Source organism: Nocardioides abyssi (genome assembly GCF_030412915.1).
Classification (GTDB): domain Bacteria; phylum Actinomycetota; class Actinomycetes; order Propionibacteriales; family Nocardioidaceae; genus Nocardioides; species Nocardioides abyssi.
The window spans coordinates 1-213 of record NZ_JAUHJR010000309.1; the positions used below are offsets into that span (position 1 = coordinate 1).

A 213-nucleotide genomic window follows, 5' to 3' on the forward strand; every position below is an offset into this window, starting at 1 on the left:
ATCGCGCGCCGCGCGTCGTGGTGGTCGCGCTCGGGCCGGACGAACACGTAGTGACCGCCCATGCCCAGCACCGTCTCGGCGTCGACGACGGCGGCGCCGCGGGCCGTGTCGCGGACCTGGTTCGGCGCGTCCTCGAGGGCGTCGCCGCCGATGAGGTCGACGACGGCATCCGCCTTGGCGGTGAGCTGCGCGCCGACCGGCCCCTGCGTGTGG

At 76.1% G+C, this 213-nt stretch carries 1 protein-coding gene; it reads right to left on the bottom strand.

Annotated features, from left to right (window positions below; genetic code table 11):
• A partial coding sequence (locus QWY29_RS20835; protein ID WP_300963113.1) for a hypothetical protein occupies positions 1–213 on the bottom strand: 213 nt, incomplete at both ends.